Here is a 20,583-nt window from a genome sequence, read left to right on the forward strand (position 1 = left end):
AAATCGCACACGCGGAAGCCCGCCAAGCCGCACGCGTATGCAAGGCGCCTATGCCCGCAAGAACTCCGTTACGAACCCGCGCCGATACGACCGGCGGCGCCGGGGAAGTGGATGCCTCTTTCTGCGAAATAAAAGGCTTCACTGAGCAGAAAGAGGCATCCACTTCCCCGGTGTTGCCGGCCCAGATCCCCCAGCGCAGATCAGCGAGGCAGCAGCGTGATCCGGTCCAGCACCCAGTACGCCGGCCGCGTGTCGCCGGTGAAGACCACGCACAGGTCCTGCGTCTGCGTGGTCGCGGTGATCGGCAGCGCCAGCGTCAGGAAGCCGTCGGCGTCGGCATTGGCTGGCAGCGGTGCCGAAGCAAGCACCGGACCGTCGCAGCCTGCACTCACCTTCAGTTCGCCGTGTTCGGTGACCGCAGGCTGGAAACGACGGCTCTTCTCGTCGCCGGCCAGCTGGAAGTTGTAGGGAATGCGGCCAGCCCGCACGACGATCTCGCCGATGCCCGCCAGCGGCGCCGACTTCCAGGACCAGCAGGGGTTGAAAATGTCGGCGTTGAAGATGGCGCGTTCGCCGGTAACGGGACCGTCGTCCTCCAGGCGCAGCATCAGCGCCCCGGTACACATCTCCAGCTCCTCGTCGCTGCGGCTGAACCAGGTGGTGGCGTCGATGCGGTGCGGAATCGCCGGCGCCAGCGCAACGCCGTCGACGAAGACCGCCGCACGCAGCGTCACCGGCCAGCGAGCGGTGAACGGACCGGCGTAAGCCGGCGAATCCGCGCCGGGCTCACTGCCGTCGAGCGTGTAGCGGATGCCGTCGTAGCCGAGCGCGTTCGTCAATGTCACGACGACCTGTCCGGTCTGCGCCGTCGGCATCACGCTGCTGCGTACCTCGAACGGCGTCTTCGCGTAGCCGATGCCGAGTGCGCGATACCGCGGCAATTGCACCGGCAGGCGGGCGAGGAAGCCGTTCCAGTCCTTGCGGGCGGCGGGCGTCCATGCCACCTCGGCAAGCGCCGCCACGCGCGGCAGCAGCGCGTGCTGCACGCGGTCGAAACGGCGCATGTGTTCGGTCCAGGCGTTGGCCTGCACGCCGAGGATGTGGTGGCGCTTGTCGGCGGCCAGGGCCGCGGGCACCGGTTCGAAGGCGTAGACCTGCGACAGCGGAATGATCGCCGGACGGCCCGGCGGTTCGTTCGGCGAATGGGTCTGCAGGTAGTCGAGGTAGAGATCGGAGGAAGGCGACATCACCACGTCGTGGCCTTCGCCCGCGGCTTCGATGCCGCCCTCGATGCCGCGCCACGACATCACCGTCGCTTCGGCCGGCAGTCCGCCCTCGAGGATCTCGTCCCAGCCGATCAGGCGCTTGCCGTGGCTCGAGAGGTACTTTTCGAGGCGATGGATGAACCACGACTGCAGATCAGCCTCGTTGGCGATGCCCAGCTCGCGCATGCGCGCCTGCACGGATGCGGAGGCCTTCCACTGGTCCTTCACCGCCTCGTCGCCGCCGATGTGGAAATAGGTGCCCGGGAACAGCGGGATCATCTCCGCCATCACGTTTTCCAGGAACTCGAAAGTCGGCTCGTCCACGTTGAACAGGTATTTGTGCACGCCCCATTCGGCCGACACCGGCGGCGTCGTGCCGGTGACGCCCAGCTCCGGATACGCCGCCACCGCCGCCTGAGCGTGGCCGGGCATGTCGAATTCAGGCACCACGGTGATGTGCCGCGACGCGGCGTAGGCGACCACATCGCGGATCTGGTCGTGGGTGTAGTAGCCGCAGTATTCCGGCGCCGGCGGGCTGCCGGGCACGGTCAGCGGGATGCGGCAGCCGCCGACTTCGGTCAGGCGCGGATAACGCTTGATCTCGACCCGCCAGCCCTGGTCGTCGGTGAGGTGCCAGTGGAAGGTGTTGAGCTTGTGCAGCGACATCATGTCGAGCACCTGCTTGATCTCGTCCACCGTTTGCATGTGCCGGGCCGAGTCGAGCATCAGGCCGCGCCAGGTGAAACGCGGCGCGTCCTGGATGTGCAGGGCAGGCACCGCGATGCGGCCGTCGGCATCCGTGGACAGCAGCTGCCACAGGGTGACCGCGCCGTAGAAAAGACCACGCGGCTCGCGCGCGGACACGACGACATGGTGGGGCTTCACGATCAGCGAATAGCCCTCGGCTTCCGCCGTGGCGTCCGGGTCGATCCGGAACTCGATGCCACCGGCACGCGACGTGCGGCCGGCATCAACGACCAGCGCCACCCCCTGCGTTGTTTTCGCAAGGCGGGCGAATTCATCCGCGGCGGCGCGGGCCTGCGGGTCGGCGTACCGGACCGGCGTGCGTGCGTCCAGCACGAAACGGCCGCTCGAAAGTTCGACCTGGGCGGGCAGTGGCACCACGGGCAGCGGCGCGGCGATCGCTGCGCCGGCCATCAGCGCCAGCAGCAACGGAACCGGGCCAGCACCCGGAAGCGGAAGGGTTGGGTCATGACGGCACTCCGGTCGCAGCAGGGATCATGGCGGAAAAAAAGGGCCTGGAGGAATCCAGGCCCCGGGGGAACCAATGGAAATGGTGGAAGGGCGCCGGTCAGAGCTTCAGGCGGAAGTTCAGGTAGTACTGGCGGCCGTTGGAATACACGGCATACGGCAGTTCCTGGCCGTTCTTCACGCTGTAGTACTTCAGCTCCGGGTTGTTGAGGTTGAGCGCGTCCAGCGACACCGAGATCCGGTCCGTGGCCCGGAAGCCGATCGACGCGGCCAGGTTGCCGACGGCGTCCTGGAAGAAGTCGTCGGTACGGCTCACGCCCGCGTAGAACTCCGAGCGGTAGGTGTAGCTGATGCGGGCGTTGAAGCGGTCGTTCTCGAAGTAGCCCGAGACGTTGTAGGTGTTCTCGGAGGTGCCGAACACCGGCTTGGCGCCGTCGGAGCTGCTGTCGGCGTAGGTGTAGTTGGTGGACAGGCCGAAGTTCTCGCCCAGCGGCTGCTCCCAGGTCAGTTCGAGGCCGCTGACCTTGGCATTGGTGTTGACCGGCAGCGACACCTGGTAGTCGGCGAACACGTCCGAGCCGGCCGCCGCGGTGGCCGCCTGGTCCAGGTAGGCGCGGGTTTCGGTGCCGAAGGCGACGTAGTCGTCCATGTCCATCGTGAAGACGCTGGCCGCCAGCAGGGCGCGCGGAGCGAAGTACCACTCCAGCGAGGCGTCGAAGTTGGTGGACACGATCGGGTCGAGCAACGGGTTGCCGCCGCTGCCGGTGTGGGTCAGGTCGTCCAGCGACACCGAACCGGCCAGGGCGGAGTAGTCCGGGCGGGTCAGGGTCTGGGAAGCGGCCAGGCGCATCACCAAGGTCGTCGGTGATGTCGAACTTGAAGTTCGCGCTGGGCAGGATGTTGGTGTAGTCCTTCAGCGTGCGCGTCGGCAGGTACGGGCCGAAGGCCGAACCGTTGATGGTGCCCGGCGGCTGATCGGCGATAGGCAGGTTCGGGTTGACGCCGACGTTGCTCAGGATGTCCTGCTCGGTGCGCACGTAACGCACGCCGGCATTGGCGCTCCAGCGGTCACCGGAGAAGTTGGCCTGGAAGTAGGCCGCGGTGACGTCCTCGTTGACGCTGTACAGATCCTGCCAGTAGAAGCGCTCGACCGGATCGCGGTTGGCGAAGTCGGCGTTGATCTGCGCCAGCTGCTCCGGCGTCCAGTACCACAGGTCGGTCGGGAAGCTGCCGCCGATATCGCTGCCGAAGTCGCCCGGGAAGGGATTGAAACCGGTCGGGTACAGCGCGGCATTGGTCCAGTCGGTGGCCCAGTTCGGACCCTGCGCCACTTCGAACAGGTTTTCGCGGGTGTGTTCGGAATAACGCACGCCGAAGTCGATGCTGGTGAGCGGGTACTTGTTCTCGAAGCGGAACTCGGCGTCGGCCTGGCCCCAGTTCTCCTCGTCCAGCGCGTCGATGCCCTGGGCGCCGAAGATCCAGCCGTCCTGCGGGCGGATGCCCGACGGGGTCGAGTTGTCGCCGCCGATGTAGGAATCGATCGGGTTGCCGATGCCGTTCATGCCCCAGCCGGCGCCGGCGCCGGCGTTGATGCCCAGCTCCATCACGTCCTGGGTCGGGCTGCGGCCGTGGCCTTCGGTGGTGCCGATCTGGGCCTTGATGCGGAACGCGTCGCTGACCCGCCAGTCCATGTCACCGGTGAAGTACTGCGATTCCGAGGAAGCGCCCGGGCGGGAGATCATGTCGTACACGCCGAACGGCGTGTTGGCGCAGGCGGCGCCGCCGCACATCACGGCCGGGTCGGTCACCGGGTCATAGACGGCGTTCACCAGCACGCCGTCGCGCACCTCGTAGCTGGACGGGGTCAGGTAGGGCACGAAGCGGCTGCCCCACATCATGTAGTTGCGGTTGTAGTTGTCGGCCTCGAGCTCGGAGTGGAAGCCGCTCAGGCCCAGGGTCAGGTTGTCCATGGGCTTGATCTGGAAGTCGATCACGCCGCCCTTGCGCTCGCGCACCTGTTCGAACAGCACCGAACCGATCAGGTTCGGGTACAGCACGCCGGCGAGGTCGGGGTTGGCGACTGCGGCCGGGTCGGCGGCGCCGATGGTCGAATAACCACCGACCACTTCCTGGCCGTCGCGGCGCAGGCTGCGCTTCTCGAAGAAGGGCTGCACCAGGAAACCGACGGTGCCGTCGGCGTTGCGCCAGTTGAACAGGGCGTTGAACTGCGGGTCGGTCTCGCCCGGCAGGTCGGCGTAAACGCCGCCGACGGTGGCTTCCAGGGTCAGCTCTTCCGCGAACTCCAGCGGACGACGGGTGATGATGTTGACCGAACCGGCGCTGCCGCCCTCGGTCAGCTTGGCCTGCGAGGTCTTGTTCACCACCACCTGACTGACGATCTCGGCCGGCAGCAGGCTGTAGCTGACGCTGCGGCCGACGGTCTGCACCTGGCTGAGCACGAACCAGTCGCCGGTGCCGACCGTGTGGCCGTTCACTGGGTCTGGGTCAGGCTGGGGCTGGTGCCGCGCAGGCTGACGCGGTCGCTCTCGTCGAAGCCGCCTTCGGTGGCGCTGGACGAGCTGATGTTGACGCCAGGCAGGCGCTGCAGGGTGTCGGCGACGTTCTTGGCGGGCAGTTTGCCGATGTCCTCGGCGGTCACCACCTCGACATGCGAGTCGGCGTCGCGCTTGGCGTCCAGCGAGGCCTCGACGCTGCCACGCACGCCGACCACCTCCACGGTCTCAAGCTCGGTCACCTTCTCCTCGGCCGCTTCCTCCTGGGCCGCGGGAGCGGTTTCCTGCGCGTGCAGCTGCGCGGTGAAGCCGAGGGCCGCGACGACGGCGGCCGAAAGAATGGATTTCCTGTAGTTCATGATGCTTCCCCATCGCTGTTTGAGTGGAGGCAGCGCTGCTGCCTTGCCTGCTGAAGTCCGCCCGGAACCGTCGTGCCGGCATCCCCGCCGGCGCGCCGTCTAGCCGTTTTTGCCCTTGTCCTGGTCGAGGTACCAATGGGCGGCGCCCATCACGCCGAGTTGCCCGTGCTCGACCAGTCGCACGGGGATGCGTTCCAGCGCCGCGCGCATCGGGCCCTTGTTGAGGAACCGTTCGACGAAGCTGCTGTGCAGAAGGAATTCGCGGATCTGCGGCAGGATGCCGCCGGCCAGGTAGATGCCGCCCTGCGCGCCGTACAGCAGGGCCATGTCGCCGACCGCGCTGCCCAGCAGGCCGCAGAAGATCTCCAGGCTTTCGCGCGCCAGCGGGTCGCTGCCGGCGATCGCCGCGGCGGTAATCTCGCCGGGCGAGGAATAACGGTTGTCCACGCCGCGCATCGCACACAGCGCGGCATGCAGGTTCATCAGGCCGGGGCCGGACAGTGCGTGTTCGACCGGTACGTGCGTGCGCTGCTTCAGCATCTCCGCCAGCAGCGCCATCTCGATGGCGTTGCCCGGGGTCAGCGCGGCCTGGCCCGCTTCCGTCGCCAGCACCACCGGGCGGCCGCCGGTGGGGATCCAGACCGCGGCGCCCAGGCCCGTGCCGGGACCCAGCACCAGGGCGGGACCGGGCAGCGGCGCGGCCGTGGGGCCGGTCAGCAGCAGCACTTCGTTCGCATCCACGTAGGTCGCGGCGTGGGCCACGGCCTCGAAGTCGTTGACCAGGCGGATCTCGTCGAAGCCCAGGCGCTGGCCGATTTCGGGCGGCGACAGCCGCCAGGGCAGGTTGGCGGTGATCACCGTGCCGTCTTCCAGCGGGTAACCGGCGCTGGCGATCACGCCCCGGTGCACGCGCAGGCCGTCCAGGCCGGCGATGAAGTCTTCGATGATCTCGGCCAGGCCGGGGTAATCGGCGCAGACGTACTTGCGGTACTGCAGCACCGCCACCGGATGCGCCGGGTCGCCGCTGGCCTGCACCAGGCCGATGCGCACATGGGTGCCGCCGACATCGGCCGCGATGAAGGGGCCGTCCGCGGGGCGGTGTTCGCAGGCATCACGGATTTGGCGCTTCCGACCACGGCTTCCCCTCAGGCGTCCGACCAGCGGCCCGTGACGGGCGGGGTCGATTGCGGCCGAGAGTGGATCGGTCTGACAACGATGTCAACAGCCTGTCATCAAAACTGCCGATGACCGGGTGTAGGGCGCAGGCGATCCAGGCATCCGCCCCGGATGAGCTCCGGGTTTTCATCGTCATACCGGCGTTTTTGACTGGAATTTCGCAGGAACAGGCGAAACGCACCCGGCTCCGTATTGCTGCACCGCAGTATCGCCGGCAGGCGCAGTCGGGGCCGGCAGCGAGGGCGGGGAGTGGTTGCCGGGGCAATAGTATGACAACGTAATCCTCACCCAGGCCGCACCGCCGGCCCGCCACCGACGCAGGAGAGCCACGCATGAGCGCCGTTGCCACCCACCGCCAGGCGACCTCGATCGCCATCATCGGCGCGCTGTTCTTCATCTTCGGCTTCGTCACCTGGCTCAACGGCCCGCTGATCACGTTCTCGCAACTGGCCTTCGACCTGGACGAGGTCAATGCCTTCCTGGTGCTGACGGTGTTCTTCCTGTCGTACTTCTTCCTGGCCATTCCCTCGTCTTGGATCCTCAAGGCCACGGGCATGAAGAAGGGCATCGCCGTGGGCCTGTTCGTGATGGCGATCGGCGCGGTGCTGTTCGGCGAGTTCGCGACCCAGCGCTGGTACCCGGGCGCGCTGGGCGGCCTGTTCGTGATTGGCGCGGGCCTGGCGGTGCTGCAGACGGCGGCCAATCCCTACATCTCCATCCTGGGCCCGATCGAAAGCGCCGCCCAGCGCATCGCGGTGATGGGCATCTGCAACAAGCTGGCCGGCGTGCTGGCGCCGGTGGTGATCGGCGCCCTGGTGATGCAGGGCATCGGCGACCTGTCCACCCAGGTCGCGGCCGCCGACGCGGCCACGAAAGAAGAGCTGCTGAACGAGTTCGCCGCCAAGATCCACACGCCCTACCTGGCGATGGCGGGGCTGCTGGCGCTGCTGGCGGTGGGCGTGCTGTTCTCGCCGCTGCCGGAGATCAAGGCCACCGAGGTGAACGCGGAGAGCGACGCCCAGGGCCGCGACAGCCTGTTCAAGTATCCGCACCTGTGGCTGGGCGCGCTGTGCATCTTCACTTACGTGGGCGTGGAGGTGCTGGCCGGCGACGCCATCGGTACCTACGGCCGCGGCTTCGACCTGCCGCTGGACGAGACCAAATTCTTCACCTCGTTCACCCCTGGTGGCGATGCTGGTGGGATACATCGTCGGCCTGGTCGTGATTCCGCGCTACATCTCGCAGGAAAGCTACCTGAAGTGGTCGGCGGTGCTCGGCATCGTGTTCGCGTTCGGCGCCTTCCTGACCGGAGGTTACGTGTCGGTGGGTTTCGTGGCCGCGCTGGGCTTCGCCAACGCCATGATGTGGCCGGCGATCTTCCCGCTGGCGATCAAGGGCCTGGGGCGTTTCACCGAGCTGGGCTCGGCGATCCTGATCATGGGCATCGCCGGCGGCGCGATCATCCCGCGGCTGTTCGCCATCCTGAAGCAGCACTACGACTTCCAGCTGGTGTTCCTGGCGCTGGTCGTGCCGTGTTACCTGTACATCCTGTATTTCGCGCTGCGCGGCCACCGCGCCGGTGCCGCCCGGTGAACCGGCGCGGACCGGCGGACGAGGGCGCATCATTGGGCGGAACATTCCACGTGCCGGACACCACCATGACCCCCGACCATCCCCGCCGTGCCACCATCAAGGACGTCGCCGAACTGGCCCAGGTGTCCCTGAAGACGGTCTCGCGCGTCATCAACAACGAACCCTCGGTGATGGAGGGCACGCGCCTGCGGGTGCTGCGCGCGGTGGCCTCGCTCAACTACGAACCCGACCCGTCCGCGCGCAACCTGCGCAGCGGCACGACCTTCGTGATCGGCCTGATCTACGACAACCCGAACCCGTACCACATCATCGGCGTGCAGAACGGGGTGCTGGCGGCGTGCCGGGAAACCGGCTTCGGCCTGCAGATCCATCCCTGCGATTCGACCTCGCCGCTGCTGGCGCAGGAACTGGCCGATTTCGTCCAGCGTTCGCGCCTGGCCGGACTGGTGCTGACCGCGCCGATGTCCGAGAACATGGAGCTGGTGAGCGCCCTGGTCGCGCGCGGCGTGCGCGTCGTGCGCATCATCGCGGCCAAGGAAGACCCGGACGACGGGTATCCCTGCGTTTACGTGGACGACCGCGACGCCGCCTACGAGATCACCGAACACCTGATCCAGCTCGGCCACCAGCGCATCGGTTTCCTCTGGGGCGGGCTGGCGCACCGGTCCAGCACCGAACGTTATGCCGGCTACGAAAGCGCGCTCAAGGACTACGGCATCACGCTCGACAAGCACCTGGTGATCCCGGGCGACTACACCTTCGACGACGGTTTCCGCGGCGCGCGCCGGCTGCTGGCGCTGCGCGAGCCGCCGACCGCCATCTTCGGTTCCAACGACGAGATCGCCGCCGGCGTGCTGGCGGCCGCCAAGTCCGCGGGCATGAATGTGCCCTATGACTTGTCCATCGCCGGTTTCGAGGACAGCCCGTTCTCGCGCCAGTCCTGGCCGGCGCTGACCACCGCCAAGCAGGCCACCGAGGACATCGCCAAACAGGCGGCGCGCCTGCTGATCGCCGGACTGCGCCACGACGCCTACGACGAACACCCCACGCCGCTGCACAACCAGGGCTTCGTGCCACAGCTGGTGGTGCGTGGCTCCACCGCGCCGATGCGCCCACGTGGCGACTGACCAGACATCCCCATGACCGGAACGCGCCTGCCCGCCGCCAGCGACACCCTGATGTTTTCCGAGGCGGCGCACGCCGCCGATGCCGTCGAAACCCAGTTCGCGGCGAATGCCGGCGTGATCGCCGAACTGGCGGCGCGCCTGCGCCTGTCGCCGCCGCCGTTCGTGGCGACCTGCGCGCGTGGCAGCTCGGACCACGCGGCGACTTACGCCAAGTACCTGTTCGAGACCCAGCTGGGCATCGTCACCGCGTCCGCCTCACCGTCGATCGGCTCGGTCTACGGCGTGCGGCAGAACCTGCGCGGCGCCGTGTTCCTGCTGGTTTCCCAGTCGGGCAAGAGCCCGGACCTGCTGCGCAACGCCGAGGCCGCACGTGAGGCCGGCGCCCACGTGGTGGCGCTGGTGAACGTGGCCGATTCGCCGCTGGCGCAGCTGGCGCACACCGTCGTGCCGCTGCATGCCGGTCCCGAGCGCAGCGTGGCGGCGACCAAGAGTTTCCTTTGCTCGCTGTCGGCGATCCTGCAGCTGGCGGCGCACTGGAAACAGGACGCCGCCCTGCTCGCGTCCCTGGACGGCCTGCCCGACGAACTGCGTGCCGCCTGGCGCGCCGACTGGTCGCCGCTGGTGCACGGGCTGGAAGATGCACGCAACCTGTTCGTGCTCTCGCGCGGACTGGGACTGGCCGCAGCGCAGGAGGCGGCGCTGAAGTTCAAGGAAACCTGCGGCCTGCATGCCGAGGCCTACAGTTCGGCGGAAGTGAAACACGGGCCGATGGCCTTGGTGGGACCCGGTTTCCCGGTGCTGTGTTTCGCCCAGCCCGACGGCACCGAGGCCGGCACCCTGGCGCTGGCCGAGGAGTTCCGCGGCCGTGGTGCCCAGGTTTGGGTGTCGTCGGCGTGCGGCGAGCTGCCGCTGGTCGCCAGCCGGCACGCGGCCAACGCACCGCTGCTGACCATCCAGAGTTTCTACGGCGCGGTGAATGCGCTGGCGCTGCGCCGCGGGCACAATCCCGACCTGCCGCCGCATCTGAACAAGGTCACCGAAACCGTATGAACCGTCTGGCCCTGGTCAATGGCGGCGTGCTCACCGAGCGCGGCATCGTGTCCGGGCTGGCGGTGCTGGTGGAAGGTGCGCATATCGTCGCCGTCGTGCCGGAACACGAGCTGCCGTCCAGCGGCGTGCAGCGCCACGACCTGCAGGGCGCGACCCTGCTGCCGGGTTTCATCGACTGCCAGGTCAACGGCGGTGGCGGGGTGTTGTTCAACAACCAGACGGACGTCGAAGCGCTGCGGCGCATCGGCGCGGCGCATCGCCGGTTCGGCACCACGGCCTTCCTGCCGACCCTGATCAGCGATGACGCCGGACGCATGTCCGCCGCGATCGGCGCCGTGCGCGCGGCGATCACCGAGGGCGTGCCCGGCGTGCTCGGCATCCACCTGGAAGGGCCGTACCTGGCGCCGGACCGCAAGGGCACGCACGACGCGGGGAAATTCCGCGTGCCCGACGCCGACGAAATCGCCCTGGCGACCTCGCTCGACAAAGGCCTGAGCCTGGTCACGCTGGCGCCCGAACGCGTGGGGCCGGAGATCGTGCGCGCGCTGGTGGCGCGCGGCGCGATCGTCTGCGCCGGCCACACGGCCGCCAGCTACGAACAAGCCGTGGCCGGCATCGCTGCCGGCGTCCGCGGCTTCACCCACCTGTTCAACGCCATGTCGCCGCTGACCGGACGCGAGCCGGGTGCGGTGGGCGCGGCGCTGGAGGCGCCGGATGTCTGGTGCGGCATCATCGTGGATGGCCACCATGTGCATCCGGCCAGCCTGCGGGTGGCGCTGGCGGCCAAGCCGCGCGGCAAGGTGTTCCTGGTCACCGACGCGATGCCGCCGGTGGGCGCGGACGATCCCAGTTACGAGTTGTACGGCGAGACCATCACCGCGCGCGACGGCGTGGTGCGCAACGCCGCCGGCGCGCTGGCGGGGTCCGCGCTGGACATGGCCACCGCGGTGCGCAACACCGTGCGGATGCTGGGCCTGCCGCTGGAAGAAGCGGCACGCATGGCGTCCACCTATCCCGCGCGCTTATGGGCCTGGAGGCCAGCCACGGCCGCATCGCCGCCGGCTGCCGCGCGGACCTGGTGGCGCTGGACGACACGCTGCAGGTGCGCACGGTCTGGATCGGTGGCGAGGCCGGCTGAGGCCGTGGCCGGCGCGCCTGCGGAGCCGGCCGCCGGGCCCCGCCGTTTCGCTTCGGTGGATGCGCTGCGTGGACTGACCGTCGCGGCCATGCTGCTGGTCAACACGCCGGGCGACTGGGCGCATGTGTACGCCCCGCTGCGGCATGCGGAATGGCATGGCTTCACGCCCACCGACCTCATTTTCCCGATGTTCCTGTTCATCGTCGGCGTGTCGATCGCACTCGGCGTGATGCCGCGCGTCGATGCCAGCGCGTCGCAGGTTGCACGCATGCGGCCGCTGCTGGTGCGCGCGGCGCGCCTCATCGCGCTGGGCCTGCTGCTGCATGCGCTGGCCTGGTGGCTGCTGGACCGCGAAAGCTTCCGTCCGTACGGCGTGCTGCAGCGCATCGGCCTTTGTTTCGCGGTGACCGCCTGGCTGGCGGTCACGGTGTCGGCGCGCGCGCAGTGGCTGTGGTTCGCGGCGCTGCTGGTCGGTTACGGGCTGCTGCTGGCGGCGGGCGGCACGCTGGCACCGCTGGACAACATCGCCAGCCGGATCGACACCGCGCTGCTGGGTCCGCACCTCTACCAGTTCGATCCCGTGACCGGGCGCGGCCACGACCCCGAAGGCCTGGCCAGCACCTTGCCGGCCATCGCCACCTGCCTGCTGGGCCTGCGCTGTGGCGATTGGCTGCGGCAGGGGCGGTTGCGGACGCTGGTGCTGGCAGGCGCCATCGCGCTGGCGCTGGCGCTGGGCCTGTGCTGGGCCTTGTGGCAGCCGATCAACAAGAACCTGTGGACACCGTCCTATGTGCTCTGGACCGGTGGCCTGGCGATGGGGCTGCTGGCCGCGGCGCATGCGTTGATCGACCGGCGCGGCTGGCCGGCCTGGGGCCGGCGTTTCGGCGTCAACGCGATCGCCGCCTACGCCGGTTCGGCCGTGATGGTGATCGTGCTGACGGCCACCGGCACGATGCCGTGGCTCTACACGCAGGTTTCTTCCCCCGCCATCACGCCGGTTTTCGGCCCCGAGGCCGCTTCGCTGGCCTTCGCGATCGCCTTCGTCGCGTTCTGGTGGATGGTCGTTCTCGTGATGGACCGGCACCGCGTGTACCTGCGCATCTAGCGTCCGGCATTGGCCGTGAAGGCCGCCGACGAGCGTTCTTGAAGAGAGGTTCGCGCGGGGAACGGCATGGCACGGTCGAGCAGTCAGCAACGCTGGCTTGGCATCACCCTGATCCTCGCCCTGGCGGCACTGGCCGTGTTCCGCTCGCACCTGGGCACGCGCCTGGACGGGTACACGGTGGACGAGCCCTGGCACATCGTCGCCGGGGCGTCCTATCTGCGCACCGGCGACTTCCGGCTCAATCCCGAACACCCGCCGCTGGTGAAGCTGGTGGCCGGTGCGGCGATGCCCGATGACTTCTCGCTGCGGCCGCTGGCACCGCTGGTGGAAAAGACCCAGGAACGCGAACTGGTCGAGGAGACCCTGTACTTCGACAATGACAGCGCCGCCGCGCAGCAGGACGCGCGCCGCGGACTGTGGTTGTTCCATGCGCTGCTGCTGGTGCTGCTGGGTGGCGTGCTGTGGCAGGCCTTCGGGCTGGCCTGGTCGCTGGGCACGCTGGCCTTCCTGGCGCTGGAACCGAGCATTGGCGCGCACCTGCCGGTGGTGATGACCGACCTGCCGCTGGCGCTGTGTTTCGGCCTGGCGGTGGGCTGTGCCGGCCTGCTGGCCAGCCGCTGGCAGTGGCGCTGGGCCCTGGCCTGCGGCGTGGCCGTGGGGCTGTGCCTGGGCGCGAAACATTCGGCGCTGGCGGGCATCGCCGGCATCGCGGGGGTGCTCGCGGTCGCCACGTTCTTCGGGCTGGGCGAACAGCGACGGGTCGCGTTCGCGCGTCGCTGGGGTCAGCTGGGCATCGCCGCGCTGCTGGCCTGGGTCGTGCTGTGGGGGCAGTACGGTTTCCGTTTCCATGCCGGTCCGGACGGCAGCGACGCCTTCAACCGCCCGATGCCCGACAAGATCGCCGACCTCAACATCCCGCACTGGCGCGAGGGCATTGCTTTCGCCGACCGCCATCACCTGCTGCCGCGCGCGTACCTGTGGGGCCTGGCCGACACCGTGCGTGCCGGCATCGAGGGCCGCGGCCAGAGCAGCCACTGGCTGTGGGGCGTGAAGTACAAGGGCAAGGCGCCGTGGTTCACCTGGCCGAGTTTCGTGCTGGCCAAAGTGCCGCTGGCGCTGACGGCGCTGTCGCTGCTCGGCCTGTTGCTGTTGCCGACGACACGGCTGGAAGCGCCGGCACGCTGGACGCTGGCCGTGCTGCTCGGCGGCAGTGCGGCGCATCTGCTGGCGCTGATGGGTTCACAGGGAACGTACGGCGGCATCCGCCACGCGCTGCCGCTGGTGGTCGCGCTGGCGATCCTGGCGGGCGCGCCGCGGTGGCTTCCGCCTGGCAACGGCGCGCACGCTTCGCCGGCGTGGCGATGGCGGTGTTGTTCCTCGCGGCATTCGGCATGACCCTCCGCGAGCCGCGGTTGTGGGAATACCACAACGAACTGGCCGGCGGCACCGCGAACGCCTACACGCAGTTCGGCAACGAGGGCCTGGACCTGGGCCAGCGGTTTCCGGAAATGCGGGCCTTCCACGACCGGGTGATCGTGCCCGAACAAAGCACGCTGTTCGTGGACTACTGGTTCGGCGAGAAACAGGCGATCGCCGCGAAGATGCGTTACCGCCGCCGCATCCTGGGCATGGAAGACGACAACGTGGCCGGCGTGTACGAGGGTTATTTCATGCTCGACATCGGCCGCACGTTGCCGGAACCCGACTGGGGCTGGGATCCGGACACGATCTACAAGGACACCAAGGTAGTCACCCGGCTGGGCCACGTGCAGGTGCGGAAAGGCCGCGTCGAGGACCCGATGGGGCGTGCGGGCAGCATGTACTACGCGGTCGTCGAATACCTGTACCGCAAGTCCGGCAAGGACGATGTGCTGATCACGCGGCGCCTCGAGGAAGTGGTCAAGGTGATTCCGGCGCATGTGGGCGCCGCCGTGGAGCTGGCCAATGCCTACCAGCGGCTCGGCGACGGCCCGTCGGCCGTGCGCGCGCTGCGCCGGCTGCTGGACCATGAAAAGGTGCCGGTGGAGGCGCTGGTGCGCACCCAGGTGGAGGCGCAGCTGGCGAAGCTGGAAAGCAGCAGCGACCCGGCGTCGCTGGAGCCGCTGCGCAATCCCTGGATGGAGTGATGCCGTTCCGCTTCAGGGACGGACCGCCGTCACCTCGATCTCGACCAGGAAACCCGGGTTGGCCAGTGCGGCCACCTGCATGGTCGAACGCACCGGCAGGTTCGGCTGCGCCTCGGTGCCGAAGAACTGCGAATAGCCCTTCATGAAACCGCCGAAGTCCATCTTCCCGCCCTGGGCCGGGTCGCCGACCAGGAACACCTGCATCTTCACCACGTCGCCCATCGTCAGGCCCAGCGACTTGAGCTGGCGTTCGATGGCGGTCAGCACGCTGACGGTCTGGAAGTGGGTGTCGCCATAGGCGGCGACGCTGTCCTTGGCCGCGTTCGGATCGGCGACCGGCGGCACCATGCCGCTGAGATAGACCGTGGTCTTGCCGGCCGGAACTTCCACCGCGGCGGCGATCGGGAACGTGCTGTTGTTGGGCAGCTTGTGCCGGACCACGCCTTCCGCGGCGAGGCCGAGCGAAGGCAGCAGCAACAACGTGGCGATAAGCAGGCGCATGGGTGTTCTCCGGGTCAGGGATGCAGGGCCCGCACTTCGGCGGCGGTGATCGGGTCGGTGTGATGATTGCCGAAATTCGTGCGGATATGGTTGATGACGTCGGCCACCTGGGCGTCGGTGAGCCAGGTGGGCGGGAAGAAGAATTCGTGGTTTTCCGGTCTGGCGAATGCGGGCATGTTGCCGCGGCCCTGAAGAATGGTCACCGCCATGTAACGCGACGAGGCCACCGCCGGGCTGCCGGCGAAGGACGGATAACGCCCGGCGCCGACCGCGCCACGGCCATCGGGCATGTGGCAGCCCTGGCACAGCTGGGTGTAGATCTGCGCGCCGGTAACGTCGCCCATCATGCCGTCGGGTTCCGGCGCGGGTTCGGTCTCCTGCGCGCGTGCGAACGACTGCACGAGTGCACACGAGAGGATCAGCATGCCGAGCGAACGCGCGAGCATCGGATTCATGACGCACCTCCCGTGGACAACGCGCGCTGGTGCAGGCGCCCGATCGCATCCAGCGCCGACAGCACGGCGCCTTCCTGCCAGGCCGGCATGTACGAGGCATGTTCGCCGGCCAGCACGATGCGGCCGTCCACAGCGCACAGGTTGTCGTAGTGTTTTTCGCGCAGCGCTTCCGTCCACAGCCCGAAGCAGCCCATCGTGAACGGCGAACGGTGCCAGGCCACGGACACGCCGCTGTCGAACTCGGTGTCGTACTGCGGGTGGATGCGGCGGCCCTGTTCGACGGCGGCCTGCACCCGCTGCGCCGGCGACATCGAGGTGAAGCGCATCGCCTCGGTGCCCCAGACATAACCGCCCAGCAGCACGCCTTTGCCGGGGGCGTGGTAACCGTGGCTCGGGTAGGAGATCGTGCCGATCGGCTGGTCGGTGTAGCTGATGCCACCGTAGATGTGCTCGTCCTGTTCCCAGAAGCGGCGCTTGAACTGCAGGCCGATCTTCACCGAAGACGCGTAGGGCAGGGCGGCGATCGCGTCGGCCATCGGCCGGCCGACGTTCATCGGCACCTGCGACAGGATGGACAGCGGGATCGTGCACACGCACCAGTCGGCGCGCGCGGTGAGCGCCTGGCCGGGCTGGGCGGTGTCTTCGTAGGCGACCCGCACGCCGCTGCCGTCCTGTTCGATCGCCGTCACCTTGCTGCGGTAGCGGATCAGCCCTTCCAGTTCGCGCGCGAAGGCGACGGCGATGCGGTCCATGCCGCCCACCGGCTGCAGCATCGTGCCCTGCATGTCGAAGAGTTCGCCCAGCGGCAGGCTGCCCCACAGTCCCGAACCCAGCAGGTCGGACAGCCCCACCGGTTCCGACGGCACCGGCTTTCCGCCCAGACCGCCACCCGGCGTCTTGTCGAAACCGCGGCGATCACTGCTGAAGTGGCCGCGCGCGTACTTGTATTTCCCGTCCAGCGCGCCCCACCACTGCAGCGAGGCCAGCAGGATTTCTGGTCTTCTTTCGTCAGCGGTGCGTCGAGCCTGCCGCCCTGTGCGGCCTTGGCCAGCAGTTCGGCGACGTGCCCGTGGTAGTCCGCCTTCACCTTGCGCAGCCGCTGCGGCTTGCCGCCGAAGGCCTGCGTGCCATGCAGGAAGGCGTTGTAGTTGACCTGCACGAAATTCTCGAGCGGCACGCCGAGCAGGCGGCAGTACGCCAGCAGGCCGTGGTGGTGGTGCGGTATGCGCCACGGGCCCGGGTTGATGTAGAGGCCGGGGTCGAATTCGCAGTGCTGGGTCTCGCCGCCGAGTTCGGTGTAGGTGTCGCCGCCGCGCAGGCTCATGGTGCGGCCGCCGGCGCGGGCGTTGTATTCCAGCACCTGCACCCGGTAGCCGGCCTTGCGCAGTTCGTAGGCGGCGACCATGCCGGCCATGCCCGCACCGAGCACCAGCACCGAAGCGCCGGCCGGCACGCCGCCCAACTTCGGTGGGCCCGAATAGGGGATTCCGCGGCCAGGCCAAGGCTGCTCATCGCCTGGTACATCGCCGCGCTGCCGGCGCTCAGGCCGATCATGCGCAGCAACTTCCGGCGTGTCATCGGGGTCGCGCTGTGCATCCGGCATGCCCTCGGGGCGTGGCGGTGGCCGGCGGTTGCCGGCAACACCGCTGAAACAGAACGTGGTGGCGGGCCCGCAGCGGCCTAGTTGCGCGGCGCCTGCCCGCCCGGTCCGCCCATCGGCAGCCCGGCCTGCTGCCAGGCTTCAATGCCGCCGCGATACCAAAGCACCTTCGTGTAACCGAGGTTTATCGCCCGCAGCGCGGCGTTGTAGCTCATCCAGCACTGCGTGCTCTGGCAATAGAACACCATCGGCCGGTCCTTGCGGCCCTGGGTGGCCTGCTGCAGGTAGTTGCCGAAATCGGTCTGGACCTGGTCCTGAAACTGCCGCCCTGCGAGGCCGGCACCACCGGGATGGCGTTGGGCAGCATCTGCTGGCCGCCCAGCACGTCGAAAATCATCGCGCCGGCGTTGCGGTCCTGCATCAGCTGCACCAGCTCGGGCGTGGTGATCAGCTGGCCGCCGGGGATGCCGGTGGGCGTCGGGCCGTGCAGGCCGCCGGACTTGAGCTGGGCGGTCGGTGCCACGCCCATGTCCTGGCGCTCCATCTGCACGAGGCGTGCCACGGCGTCGCCGCCCTGCGCGGGAGCGGCGGCCGACGGCGGGCCATAACCCTGCGGTGCCGCTTGCTGCGGCGGGTAGGCGGGTTGCTGTTGCTGCGGATACTGCTGTTGCGGGGACTGCGGCTGTTGTTGTGGTGCCGGTGGCTGCTGGGGTATTGCTGCTGCGGTGGCGGCTGTTGCGGCGCACTGCCGAAGCTGTCCTGCGCGGCGGCGGCCGCCGGCATCGACGAAACCAGCAGGGCCAGCATCAGCATCTTGTTTCGGCGGGAGGCCAGGTCAGTCATCGCTGCGCTCCATCTGTTCGGCGTCTATGCCGAGTTCGGTCTGCGGATTGAAGTTGGGGTCGTTGGTCTGCAGGTAGGTGCCGTCCTGCGCGCGCCAGGCGTTGTCGTACCGGTTGTCGAGCTGCACCTCGTCGCCGGTGGTCGGGTCGGTGTAGCGGTCCACGTTGTTGATGCCGTCCACCGTCTGCTGCTGGATGCGGTCGCTGCTGGCGTTGCGGGCGTCCCAGCCGCGCTGGTTGATGTCTGCGATCTCGCGCTGGGTGTCGGAAATGATCTGGCCGCGCTGGATTTGCCCTTGCACGCCCTGCCGCGCGATCGTGGTGTTGTGCTTGTTCATGCGCGCTTGCCACTGCGGGTCGGGCTGCATCGAATTGGCGAAGTGGGTGAGCAGGGTCATGTCCAGCTGACCGGACGGTGCGCGCGACGATACCGGCGCCCCCGCGATGCCACCGTAGAACTTGCGCACCTCGCCCGGCATCACGCCCGCCATCGTGGTTTCGTTGAACTGCACCACGGCGGCGATGCTTTCGCGCACCTCGCCGCCGGCATCGCGGTAGGCGATCAGCACTTCGCCGCCTTCCTTCCAGTAGCGGGTCTGGCCGACGGGTGCAGGCGCCGGCGTGCGGACCAGGTCGTTGCGGGCCCGGAAGTCCAGGATGCGCGCCCCGGGGCGATGGCGCTGCACGAAGGACTGCAGGTAGGCGCGCACGTCGCCGATCGGCCAGCGCGGGCAGCTCGGGTTCTGAATGCCCATGTTGAGGTTGTCCCAGGTCCAGGCCTCGGCAGGCAGCATCTGCAGTGTCTGCCGGCCATCGGGGACTGCGCCTGCCACTGGAAGCCCGGCGTTGCGCCGCACGGCGCCTGCGGGTTCCAGACCACGCCGCCGGCGGTTTTCCAGCCGGCCGGGATCTGCACCCACAAGGCCGGCATGGGTTTCTCGAAACCGTTGGGGTCGATCACCGGCACCCGCTGCAGGCCGTTGTCGGCGCCGGCGGTGCTCAGGCTGGCGGCCAGCGCCAGGGCGAAGGTGAGGCGGTGCGGTCGTGGCATGGTGGTTCCCCCTTTGATCCTTGTGGCGCAGAACGGCGACGGATCGGCTCACGCACCGGTCGCGGGCCTACCCCGGTTCGGCCAGCGCGTCGTACAGCCAGGTGCGGGCCGCCTGCCAGTGGCGCTTCACCGTGGCCGGCGAACTGGCCATGGCCTCGGCGGTTTCCTCGATGGTCAGCCCGCCGAAATAACGCAGCTCGACCACCCGCGCCTTGTCCGGGTCCAGGGGCCTCCAGCCGGGCCAGGGCCGCGTCCAGCGACATCACGTCCAGGCCGGTGTCCTCGGCGGCGACCTCCAGCCCGGTCAGCGTCACGCGCTGGCCGCCGTCGCGTTTGGCGGCGTCGCGGCGGCGGGCGTGGTCCACCAGGATCTCGCGCATCAGCCGGGCCGCCATGCGCACGAAGTGGGCACGGTCCTGCCAGTCGATGCGGTCCAGCCCGGACAGCCGCATCCAGGCCTCGTTGACCAGGGCGGTGGGCTGCAGGGTGTGCTGGGCGCGTTCGCCGCGGAACTGGCGGTCGGCCAGCAGCCGCAGTTCCGGATAGACCACGGCGGCCAGCCGGTCGCGCGCGCCGGTGTCGCCGCCGCGCCAGGCCAAAAGCAGTGCAGTGACGTCCCCCGACATGGCGGCAGTCTACGCCCGGCCAGGGCCGTGAGCCGGTCCGGTCCCTTCCTGCGCCTTCTGCTAGTGTCAGGCCGCAGGGTGCGGTCGGGGGAACGCATGAAAACATCGATGGAAGTGCAGGTGCTGCAGGTTTTCGAGCGTGTGCTGGCGCAGCCGCCGCAGGACCGTACCGACTGGCTGGCGGCCCAGGACCTGGCGCCGGAAGTTCGCGAACGCGTGCAGCGCCTGCTGGACGCCGAACCCGCCGCGGGCGGCTTCATGGAGGAAACCGCGGTCGCGCCCGACGCCGTGCCGCCCGAGTTCCCCAAAGTGGGCGAACGCCTGGGCAACTACGAGCTGCTCAAGCCGCTGGAAGCCGGCGGCATGGGCGTGGTCTACCTGGGCCGGCGCGCCGACGACGTCTACGACCAGCAGGTGGCGATCAAGCTGGTGCGCCCGGTGCACCTGCTGGCCGCGGCCGAGTTCCGTCGCCAGCTGATCTCGCGCTTCGAGGACGAACGGTCGATCCTGGCGCGCATGAGCCACCCGAACGTGGCCCGCATCCTCGACGGCGGCAGCACCGCCGGCGGCATCCCCTACCTGATGATGGAGTTCGTGGATGGCGTGTCGCTGACCGAGTACTGCAAGCGCAACAAGCTGGACGTGCCGGCGCGGCTGAAACTCTTCCGCAAGGTCTGCGACGGCGTGCAGGAAGCGCACCGCCACCTGATCGTGCACCGCGACCTGAAGCCCGACAACATCCTGGTCGGCGACAACGGCGAACCGCGCCTGCTCGATTTCGGCATCGCCAAGATCCTGGAACAGGAACCGCTGGCCCGGCCGGCAAACCCAGCACGTCGCTGAG

The 20,583-nt window shown here is 68.7% G+C and carries 14 protein-coding genes and 4 pseudogenes; 8 read left to right on the top strand and 10 right to left on the bottom strand.

Annotation, left to right across the window (positions count from 1 at the left end; all coding sequences use genetic code 11):
• Positions 1 to 200: 200 nt before the first annotated feature.
• The 3 genes and pseudogenes from FRZ33_RS04670 to FRZ33_RS04680 all read right to left on the bottom strand — a co-directional run bounded on the left by FRZ33_RS04670 (position 201) and on the right by FRZ33_RS04680 (position 6,399).
• A complete protein-coding gene (locus FRZ33_RS04670; RefSeq protein ID WP_227978132.1) occupies positions 201 to 2,438 on the bottom strand; it encodes a family 20 glycosylhydrolase in 2,238 nt (745 codons plus the stop codon).
• A 139-nt stretch (positions 2,439 to 2,577) separates the two neighbouring features.
• Positions 2,578 to 5,349 (bottom strand): annotated as a pseudogene (locus FRZ33_RS04675) (TonB-dependent receptor).
• 99 nt (positions 5,350 to 5,448) lie between these two features.
• Complete coding sequence (locus FRZ33_RS04680) at positions 5,449 to 6,399, bottom strand: glucokinase (RefSeq protein ID WP_425480616.1); 951 nt, start codon at positions 6,397 to 6,399, stop codon at positions 5,449 to 5,451.
• Positions 6,400 to 6,857: 458 nt separating this feature from the next.
• Between FRZ33_RS04680 and FRZ33_RS04685 the strand changes: the two are divergent.
• The 7 genes and pseudogenes from FRZ33_RS04685 to FRZ33_RS04715 all read left to right on the top strand — a co-directional run bounded on the left by FRZ33_RS04685 (position 6,858) and on the right by FRZ33_RS04715 (position 14,664).
• Positions 6,858 to 8,118: pseudogene (locus FRZ33_RS04685) on the top strand (sugar MFS transporter).
• Positions 8,119 to 8,183: 65 nt separating this feature from the next.
• Complete coding sequence (locus FRZ33_RS04690; protein WP_146910577.1) at positions 8,184 to 9,245, top strand: LacI family DNA-binding transcriptional regulator; 1,062 nt, start codon at positions 8,184 to 8,186, stop codon at positions 9,243 to 9,245.
• Positions 9,246 to 9,257: 12 nt separating this feature from the next.
• Complete coding sequence (locus FRZ33_RS04695) at positions 9,258 to 10,295, top strand: SIS domain-containing protein (protein WP_146907986.1); 1,038 nt, start codon at positions 9,258 to 9,260, stop codon at positions 10,293 to 10,295.
• Positions 10,292 to 11,433, top strand: a pseudogene (nagA, locus tag FRZ33_RS04700) (N-acetylglucosamine-6-phosphate deacetylase). The gene FRZ33_RS04695 and the pseudogene nagA overlap by 4 nt, the downstream one beginning before the upstream one ends.
• Before the next feature lie 4 nt (positions 11,434 to 11,437).
• Positions 11,438 to 12,538, top strand: coding sequence for an acyltransferase family protein (locus FRZ33_RS04705; protein ID WP_265468719.1), 1,101 nt, complete (start codon positions 11,438 to 11,440; stop codon positions 12,536 to 12,538).
• A 66-nt stretch (positions 12,539 to 12,604) separates the two neighbouring features.
• Entirely contained in the window at positions 12,605 to 13,933 is a 1,329-nt protein-coding gene (locus tag FRZ33_RS04710; protein WP_146907988.1) for a phospholipid carrier-dependent glycosyltransferase, read from the top strand.
• Positions 13,930 to 14,664 carry a tetratricopeptide repeat protein gene (locus FRZ33_RS04715; RefSeq protein ID WP_146907990.1) on the top strand — a complete coding sequence of 245 codons (735 nt, stop codon included), beginning with the start codon at positions 13,930 to 13,932 and terminating at the stop codon, positions 14,662 to 14,664. The genes FRZ33_RS04710 and FRZ33_RS04715 overlap by 4 nt, the downstream gene beginning before the upstream one ends.
• A gap of 12 nt (positions 14,665 to 14,676) precedes the next feature.
• On the opposite strand, the gene FRZ33_RS04720 is transcribed toward FRZ33_RS04715, so the two are convergent.
• From FRZ33_RS04720 to FRZ33_RS04745, 7 genes and pseudogenes are all read right to left on the bottom strand, one after another.
• The gene (locus FRZ33_RS04720; RefSeq protein ID WP_146907992.1) at positions 14,677 to 15,165 is read right to left on the bottom strand and encodes a RidA family protein; all 489 of its coding nucleotides are present in this window, start codon (positions 15,163 to 15,165) and stop codon (positions 14,677 to 14,679) included.
• Between the two features lie 14 nt (positions 15,166 to 15,179).
• On the bottom strand, positions 15,180 to 15,620 hold the full coding sequence (locus tag FRZ33_RS04725; protein ID WP_146907994.1) for a c-type cytochrome: 441 nt from the start codon (positions 15,618 to 15,620) through the stop codon (positions 15,180 to 15,182).
• Positions 15,617 to 17,198: pseudogene (locus tag FRZ33_RS04730) on the bottom strand (flavin monoamine oxidase family protein). The gene FRZ33_RS04725 and the pseudogene FRZ33_RS04730 overlap by 4 nt, the downstream one beginning before the upstream one ends.
• A gap of 102 nt (positions 17,199 to 17,300) precedes the next feature.
• Positions 17,301 to 17,468: a rhodanese-like domain-containing protein gene (locus FRZ33_RS16005; protein ID WP_343195850.1), complete on the bottom strand. Its 168-nt coding sequence runs from the start codon at positions 17,466 to 17,468 to the stop codon at positions 17,301 to 17,303.
• On the bottom strand, positions 17,432 to 17,782 hold the full coding sequence (locus FRZ33_RS16010) for a hypothetical protein (RefSeq protein ID WP_174754914.1): 351 nt from the start codon (positions 17,780 to 17,782) through the stop codon (positions 17,432 to 17,434). The genes FRZ33_RS16005 and FRZ33_RS16010 overlap by 37 nt, the downstream gene beginning before the upstream one ends.
• 273 nt (positions 17,783 to 18,055) lie before the next feature.
• On the bottom strand, positions 18,056 to 18,856 hold the full coding sequence (locus FRZ33_RS04740) for a hypothetical protein (protein WP_146907996.1): 801 nt from the start codon (positions 18,854 to 18,856) through the stop codon (positions 18,056 to 18,058).
• Positions 18,857 to 19,061: 205 nt separating this feature from the next.
• Positions 19,062 to 19,739, bottom strand: coding sequence for an ECF-type sigma factor (locus tag FRZ33_RS04745; RefSeq protein WP_265468720.1), 678 nt, complete (start codon positions 19,737 to 19,739; stop codon positions 19,062 to 19,064).
• A gap of 96 nt (positions 19,740 to 19,835) precedes the next feature.
• Here FRZ33_RS04745 and FRZ33_RS16780 point away from each other — a divergent pair, with 96 nt between their 5' ends.
• A complete protein-coding gene (locus tag FRZ33_RS16780; protein ID WP_146907998.1) occupies positions 19,836 to 20,582 on the top strand; it encodes a serine/threonine-protein kinase in 747 nt (248 codons plus the stop codon).
• Position 20,583: the final 1 nt, after the last annotated feature.

It is taken from the genome of Arenimonas daejeonensis (assembly GCF_007993735.1).
Taxonomy (GTDB): Bacteria; Pseudomonadota; Gammaproteobacteria; order Xanthomonadales; family Xanthomonadaceae; genus Arenimonas; species Arenimonas daejeonensis.

Bases quoted from the DNA above. Each gene is read 5' to 3' on its own strand.
- FRZ33_RS04740 (WP_146907996.1), bottom strand. From the start codon at position 18,856: ATGCTGCCTGCCGAGGCCTGGACCTGGGACAACCTCAACATGGGCATT.
- FRZ33_RS04725 (WP_146907994.1), bottom strand. From the start codon at position 15,620: ATGAATCCGATGCTCGCGCGTTCGCTCGGCATGCTGATCCTCTCGTGT.
- FRZ33_RS04695 (WP_146907986.1), top strand. From the start codon at position 9,258: ATGACCGGAACGCGCCTGCCCGCCGCCAGCGACACCCTGATGTTTTCC.
- FRZ33_RS16005 (WP_343195850.1), bottom strand. From the start codon at position 17,468: ATGGTGTTCTATTGCCAGAGCACGCAGTGCTGGATGAGCTACAACGCC.
- FRZ33_RS04720 (WP_146907992.1), bottom strand. From the start codon at position 15,165: ATGCGCCTGCTTATCGCCACGTTGTTGCTGCTGCCTTCGCTCGGCCTC.
- FRZ33_RS16780 (WP_146907998.1), top strand. From the start codon at position 19,836: ATGAAAACATCGATGGAAGTGCAGGTGCTGCAGGTTTTCGAGCGTGTG.
- FRZ33_RS04745 (WP_265468720.1), bottom strand. From the start codon at position 19,739: ATGTCGGGGGACGTCACTGCACTGCTTTTGGCCTGGCGCGGCGGCGAC.
- FRZ33_RS04710 (WP_146907988.1), top strand. From the start codon at position 12,605: ATGGCACGGTCGAGCAGTCAGCAACGCTGGCTTGGCATCACCCTGATC.
- FRZ33_RS04715 (WP_146907990.1), top strand. From the start codon at position 13,930: ATGACCCTCCGCGAGCCGCGGTTGTGGGAATACCACAACGAACTGGCC.
- FRZ33_RS04690 (WP_146910577.1), top strand. From the start codon at position 8,184: ATGACCCCCGACCATCCCCGCCGTGCCACCATCAAGGACGTCGCCGAA.